Origin of the sequence: Gilliamella sp. App2-1 (genome assembly GCF_001690255.1) — a bacterium.
Lineage (GTDB): Bacteria > Pseudomonadota > Gammaproteobacteria > Enterobacterales > Orbaceae > Gilliamella > Gilliamella apicola_G.
Genome location: NZ_LZGR01000036.1, coordinates 22,938 through 29,978, shown reverse-complemented (window position 1 = coordinate 29,978; position 7,041 = coordinate 22,938). Strand labels below are relative to the sequence as shown.

Genomic DNA, 7,041 nt, shown 5'->3' with positions numbered 1-7,041 from the left:
AAGTGCAATTCCTAGGTTGAGCCCAGGGCTTTCACACCTAACTTAATTATCCGCCTACATGCCCTTTACGCCCAGTCATTCCGATTAACGCTCGCACCCTCCGTATTACCGCGGCTGCTGGCACGGAGTTAGCCGGTGCTTCTTCTGTAATTAACGTCAATTAGTGCACCTATTAGATACACTACCTTCCTCATCACCGAAAGTACTTTACAACCCGAAGGCCTTCTTCATACACGCGGCATGGCTGCATCAGGGTTCCCCCCATTGTGCAATATTCCCCACTGCTGCCTCCCGTAGGAGTCTGGACCGTGTCTCAGTTCCAGTGTGGCTGGTCATCCTCTCAGACCAGCTAGAGATCGTCGCCTAGGTGAGCCATTACCTCACCTACTAGCTAATCCCATATGGGTTCATCAAATGGCGCATGGCCCGTAGGTCCCATGCTTTGGTCTCTCAACTTTATACGGTATTAGCAGTCGTTTCCAACTGTTGTCCCCTTCCATTCGGCAGATCCCCATACATTACTCACCCGTCCGCCACTCGTCATCAAGTGCAAGCACTCATGTTACCGTTCGACTTGCATGTGTTAAGCCTGCCGCCAGCGTTCAATCTGAGCCATGATCAAACTCTTCAATTTAAAGTTTGATGCTCAATAACTGTCTCTGACATATTCAAATGAATCTTCAGTGTCACTTATCAAGACTTGATTCTTTTAAGTCCGTAGACTTTTCATTCTTCGTCTCGCAAGTGCCCACACAGATTGTCTGTTTCTTCTTTTTAAAGAGCTGACAGCTTCAATATCTAATCAACTTTTTGTCAATTTAGTTTGCTGTCTCAAGGGCTGCGTATACTACGCTACACCTTTTAATTCGTCAAGATCTTTTTTTCAATTTTTCGATCTTATTTTTTAACTCACTCACTGTCTGCTTGTCGCTGACTGCGTGTCAGTGGATGCGCATTATAGGGGGTTTAAAAAATCATGCAAGTATTAATTTCATTTTCTTCTCCGTTTGATTTTTTTTTGATCGTTTTTTTTGTTCAGCACTTTTAATATAAATAAAATAAATATCATTTGCTATTGAAAAACAATTTATTAAGTTAATTTATATTCTAATACGCAGTCTATTATATTTTCAGTATAAACTTCGAGCTTTGATTTATATTCTGAAAATATTATTCAATTAAAAAGCTATTTATTTTTCTAGATATAAAAGTCATACAGTTTCTTTTAATAAAAATTTACCTTGAAAGAGCTAAATTAAAATGAGAATGTCATTACTTACCGAATTCCGCCAATGAGATATTTTGTTTTATTTTTAAAAATAAATTTTATTATATTAGCAATAATGATACTTACAACTAAAGTAGATACTAAAAAGATCACCGCGCCCAAAGAAGCTAACCAACCATTGTCAGTTTTGATTATATTACTGAGCGGAGACATATACAGTAGTCTTTCAAGTTCTAATACAATAATTTCATGAATAAAATAGATAGGAAAGCTTACATTAGCCATATAAGAAAAGAATTTATATAGCTTTCCTTCATTTGTTCTATAATTGAGCCCATCTAAAAAATAAAGTGCTAATATAAATAAAATAATCTTTTGTAATGTATCGTAATAAAGACTTTCAACACCTAAATGGCTCACATAACGATAAGTAAATGAAACCAAAAAACATAGACAAAAAAAGAATATGACTAAGAACAAATTATCTTTTACTGACTTCATAATGGTTTCATAATTTTGTTTTATCATCATACCAATTAGATAAACTGGACCATAATGCAACAAATTTAAGATAGGTTGAGTAAAATCAGGTTTAGTAAACATTACAACCCAAAACATAGAAATAAGTCCTGCTACCATTAAACTTTTTTTTGACCAAAAATATAACAATGGAGCCATTAGATAAATAATAATGATCATCGGCATAAACCACAATGGTAGCAATTGTGTTCCAGTTAACATCATCTTAATTATTGTGCTAATAACGCTAGGTTCAGTCGATGAATACCACGGTAAATTAGATAAATACGGATAATGAAAAAAAATAAAACAAAAAATAGATACAGAAATATAAGGACATACTACTGTCTTAAATTTAGATAAATAATAAGTCTCAGTATCAAATTTATAAGTTAGATGTTGAAATAAGAAACCAGCAATTAATACAAAAAAAGTGGTAAAATTAAAGGCAAATAAATTTAAAAAAGAAAACAAATAGCTATTAGCAATTAAATGGGTATTTTTAAATACTCCTAAACAATGGCTAAAAACAATCATAATAATTGCAACACCACGTAATACGTGAATGGAGTTAATCTTTTGCGACTTTTTTGTTATCATTTTAGATATTATAAACAATGGAAGTGAATATGCATACAATACCACATATTCGTGTAACTAGAACCACCATTTACAAAAATAAAAATAGGGCATAATATAATTAATATATCAATTAATTACATCATTTAACTTAATCTAATTATCTAGCCAATTTATTAACCGCAAATGAACAAATTGGGATAATTTCACGTTCCTCTTGCTGTAATTTTTTTACCACTATGTCTAATAAACTATCAGCAATACCTTGACCACGATATACTGGATCGATGTAAATATGATTAATAGTAGCTTTATCTTTCCCTACTCTTGTAAAAGTCATTTCAGCTATTTCTTTATTATTAGCATCACAAGCATAAAAACGATCATTATCTTCTAAGAAATATAACGACATAGAAATTACCTATATACCATTGTAATTCATTTATTATGAAGCACATTCATACTTGATAAATTCAAAACTTTTTTATAGTAGAATCTCCCAATATCAATTGACTTTAAAAGAAGATAATATAAATAGGTGACTGTTTTAAAATTTCATTTTCAACAGTTCACCAATAATCAAATAGCTAGATCTTTATCAAAACAGATCATGCTTACGTGACACAACTAATAATTAAAATAAACGTTTAGCTGTATTATAAAGATCCATATCAAATGGTCGTTTCATATTATTGATAGCATCTATAATATCATGATGAACTAATTTACCATTTTGCACACCAACACTTCTACCTGCATGACCTTGTAACAATAATTCAACAGCATAAGCTCCCATACGAGAACCTAAAATACGATCATAAGGAACAGGAGAACCGCCACGTTGAACATGTCCCAATACCGTTGCACGTGTTTCATGGTGAACTGCAGCTTCAATGTCTGCTGCAAGTTGATTTACATCACACATATGCTCTGTAACAGTCACAATTGCATGTTTTTTACCTTTTGCAAAGCCAAGTTTAATTTCTTCGATTAGATCTTCTTTAGTATAAGAAACCTCAGGAATAATCATAAATTCACAACCACCAGCAACAGCGGCATTTAAGGTTAAATCACCACAGTCTCTCCCCATAATTTCAATAACTGAAATTCGATTATGTGAAGAGCAAGTATCACGTAATCTATCGATTGCTTCAACTGCAGTACTAAGTGCAGTAAAATAACCAATTGTATAATCAGTACCACGAATATCATTATCGATAGTACCTGGTAAGCCGATACATGGAAAACCTTCTTCGGTTAAACGCATTGCCCCCATATATGAACCATCACCACCAATAACCACTAAAGCATCAATTTGATGTTTTTTTAAATTGGCAAGGGCTTTTTGCCTTACGGCTTTATCTTTAAACTCGGGAAATCTAGCCGAGCCAAGAAATGTACCACCACGGGTAATGATATCTGACACACTTGAACGCTCTAGTTGAATAATACGATCTTCACAAAGGCCCATATAACCATCATAAACACCAAAAACATCCAAACCTTCTGTTAATGCAGTTCTCACTACACCACGGATAGCTGCATTCATTCCTGGAGCATCGCCACCACTGGTTAAAATACCTATTTTTTTTATCATATAAACTAACTCCAAATTATTAACTTTTAGTTATTATAGAGGCTTAACAGATATCTAACAATAGACGATAAAGGCTATTTTTGATTAATTTTCCTACTTCATCATTTCGATCGGTACAACAGAAATTGGATCTTGATGAATAATTACTGTCGCAGGAGAGAATTCTTTAGAAATATGTTTTTCAATAGCATCAGCAATAGCGTGTGCCGTGACTAAAGTCATATCATCATCCAATTCAAGATGCAATTGAATAAATTTTAGAGTACCAGCTTGCCGGGTCTTTAGATCATGAAAGCCTCGTACTTCAGGATATGAAGCAACAATTTCAGCAATTCGTACATTATCACTATCAGGTAAAGCGCGATCAAGCAGATCCTGAATGGCTTTATAGGCAATATAATATGCACTATAACAAATATATAAAGCAATAAATAATGCAAAAGTCACATCAGCATAAGTAATGCCATACCAACTTAAACAAAGTGCAACGATAACGGCAATATTCATCAACATGTCGGAAAAATAATGCAACATATCAGCCTGTATAGCATTACTGTTAGTAATTTCTACTACATATCTTTGATATAAAACAAGAACACCTGTAATTACAGCAGAAACGGTAGAAACAGCTATTCCTAATAAAGGTGCCTGAAGTTCACTCGGATGAATAAAATATCGAATACTAGAAAGTAATAAAATTATCGCTGAGCCAATAATAAATGCGCTTTGTGATAATGCGGACAAGGACTCAGCTTTACCATGACCAAAGGTATGATCAGCATCAGCAGGTTTTAGTGCATAACGGACTAAAAAGAAATTAAAACCAGAAGCAAGTAGATCGATACTTGAATCCAATAATGACGCAAATAAACTTATTGAACCTGTAAACCAACAAGTAATAAATTTAATTAAAATCAGCACAATAGAGGTTAAAACAGCAATTAACGTCGCTCTTTTAACTAATTTTTCGTACAAATGTAAATTTGACATTTGGTACCTAATTATTGATAGGCTTCAATCCCCAAAGGAAGAACTAATTGCCGCGCAACCTCAGCAGCTTTAATTCTCCCCAACAACACATCGATAATTTTTAAAGCAAAATCAATCGAAGTTGCTGGACCTTGACTTGTAATAACTTTATTCGGCTCATCAAAATAAACTCTATCGTTTTTCCAATTTTTGAATGCTTCTTTAGTGGTTGGATAACCGGTCATATCAGCGTGTGGGAATAAATTATGATGTTGTAAAACCATAGCTGGCGAAGCACAGATTGCAGCAACAATACCACCACTCTGATGTGTTTGTTTTAATTTCTCGATCAATAATGGACAGTCTCGAAAATTTTCTGCGCCTTTTACACCACCAGGTAAAATGACAACGTCAAAATCAATGTATTGAATATCTAAAATCGTTTTTTTAGCTAAAATTGTTACTCCTCGGGAACATTCAATTTCACGAATATTCGAGATACTCGCGGTAGTCACTTTAATATCGGCTCGGGTTAATAAATCAATTGTCGTGACTGCTTCTGTTTCTTCACAACCATTTGATAAAAATACCAACGCTTGTTTTGTCATTGTTGTCCCTCTTTTGAATAAGTAACTGACTTATCATATTTAATAAAATGAGATTTATTTTACTCTTTCAATATTCGCGCCTAATTTTATTAGTTTTTCTTCAATATTATCATAACCACGATCAATATGGTAAATACGATCAATCGTAGTTAATCCTTCAGCAATGCAACCAGCTAAAACTAAACTTGCTGACGCCCTTAAATCCGTTGCCATGACTTGTGTTCCACTCAATTTTTCAACGCCATGCGTAATTAAGGTATTGCCTTCAATTTCAGCTCTAGCGCCCATACGAATTAACTCAGGCACATGCATAAATCGATTTTCAAAAATCGTTTCTTTAATGATTCCTGTACCTTCAGCAACCATATTCAATAATGAAAATTGTGCTTGCATATCGGTAGGAAAACCTGGATGGGGAGCGGTGTGAATATTGACCGCTTTCGCTCTTTTTCCCTGCATATCTAAACAAATCCAATCGTCACCAATTTCAATTTTAGCACCAGCCTCCTTCAATTTAGAAAGCACAGAATCAAGCAAGGTAGGATCCGTTTTACGACAAGTAATTTTACCTTGAGATATAGCTGCCGCAACTAAAAAAGTCCCTGTTTCAATGCGATCAGAAACGATCTCATGCGCGCCACCACCTAAACATTCGACCCCTTCAATTTCAATACGCATTGTACCAGCACCGGTAATTTTAGCGCCTAGCATATTCAGGAATTTAGCTGTATCAACAATTTCAGGTTCACAAGCTGCATTTTCGATTACGGTTTTACCTTTAGCTAAAGACGCTGCTGACATAATAGTAACGGTAGCGCCCACACTCACTTTATCCATGACAATATGAGCACCTTTAAGTCGTCCATTTACCGATGCTTTAACATAACCTTCATCAAGTGTAATTGTTGCCCCTAATTGTTCAAGACCCGTAATATGAAGATCAACAGGTCTTGCGCCGATAGCACAGCCACCAGGTAATGAAACTTGTCCTTGTCCAAAACGAGCAACAAGTGGACCTAAAGCCCAAATTGAAGCGCGCATCGTTTTAACTAGCTCATAAGGTGCACAATAATTATTAAGATGACCAGCATCAAGATGAATAATATCACTTCGTTCACATTTTACGCCTAGCTGGCTTAACAATTCCAGCGTTGTGTCGATATCTTTCAACTTGGGAACATTACGAAGCTCTACTGGTTTTTCAGCTAAAATCGCAGCAAATAAAATGGGTAGCGCAGCATTTTTTGCGCCAGAGATAACCACTTCACCATTTAGTGTGGTTGGACCTGTTACGTGAAACTTTTCCATTATTAACTCTTATACCTGATAAACTATCAAATATTATAAGAGTTATTTATTAATAGATAAATGAATTTCATGAAAAAAATAAAATATTGCCTTCCTTAAATGAAACAAAAGTAAATAGAATCAATCGTTATCAAAAATCTTGTCTTATTTTAGAATCGAGTAATAATTATGCTCTATTAATGATTGACTTAGACTATTTAGCACTTTATATTGGAATGGATTAGTTTTTTTTA

At 34.4% G+C, this 7,041-nt stretch carries 6 protein-coding genes and 1 rRNA gene; all 7 read right to left on the bottom strand.

The features are described from left to right. A 16S ribosomal RNA gene (locus A9G22_RS04950) occupies window positions 1-634 on the bottom strand; the annotation flags it as partial. A gap of 642 nt (window positions 635-1,276) precedes the next feature. After that, window positions 1,277-2,347 carry an acyltransferase gene (locus A9G22_RS04945; RefSeq protein WP_081296911.1) on the bottom strand — a complete coding sequence of 357 codons (1,071 nt, stop codon included), beginning with the start codon at window positions 2,345-2,347 and terminating at the stop codon, window positions 1,277-1,279. A gap of 139 nt (window positions 2,348-2,486) precedes the next feature. Further along, on the bottom strand, window positions 2,487-2,738 hold the full coding sequence (locus A9G22_RS04940) for a GNAT family N-acetyltransferase (RefSeq protein ID WP_065586169.1): 252 nt from the start codon (window positions 2,736-2,738) through the stop codon (window positions 2,487-2,489). A 222-nt stretch (window positions 2,739-2,960) separates the two neighbouring features. Next, window positions 2,961-3,923, bottom strand: coding sequence for a 6-phosphofructokinase (gene pfkA, locus A9G22_RS04935; protein WP_065586170.1), 963 nt, complete (start codon window positions 3,921-3,923; stop codon window positions 2,961-2,963). A gap of 93 nt (window positions 3,924-4,016) precedes the next feature. Then, the gene (locus A9G22_RS04930) at window positions 4,017-4,913 is read right to left on the bottom strand and encodes a cation diffusion facilitator family transporter (RefSeq protein ID WP_065586171.1); all 897 of its coding nucleotides are present in this window, start codon (window positions 4,911-4,913) and stop codon (window positions 4,017-4,019) included. 11 nt (window positions 4,914-4,924) lie between these two features. Next, window positions 4,925-5,500, bottom strand: a complete 576-nt coding sequence (locus A9G22_RS04925; protein WP_065586172.1) for a DJ-1 family glyoxalase III — start codon at window positions 5,498-5,500, stop codon at window positions 4,925-4,927. A gap of 54 nt (window positions 5,501-5,554) precedes the next feature. Further along, entirely contained in the window at window positions 5,555-6,808 is a 1,254-nt protein-coding gene (murA, locus tag A9G22_RS04920) for a UDP-N-acetylglucosamine 1-carboxyvinyltransferase (protein WP_065586173.1), read from the bottom strand. Window positions 6,809-7,041: the final 233 nt, after the last annotated feature.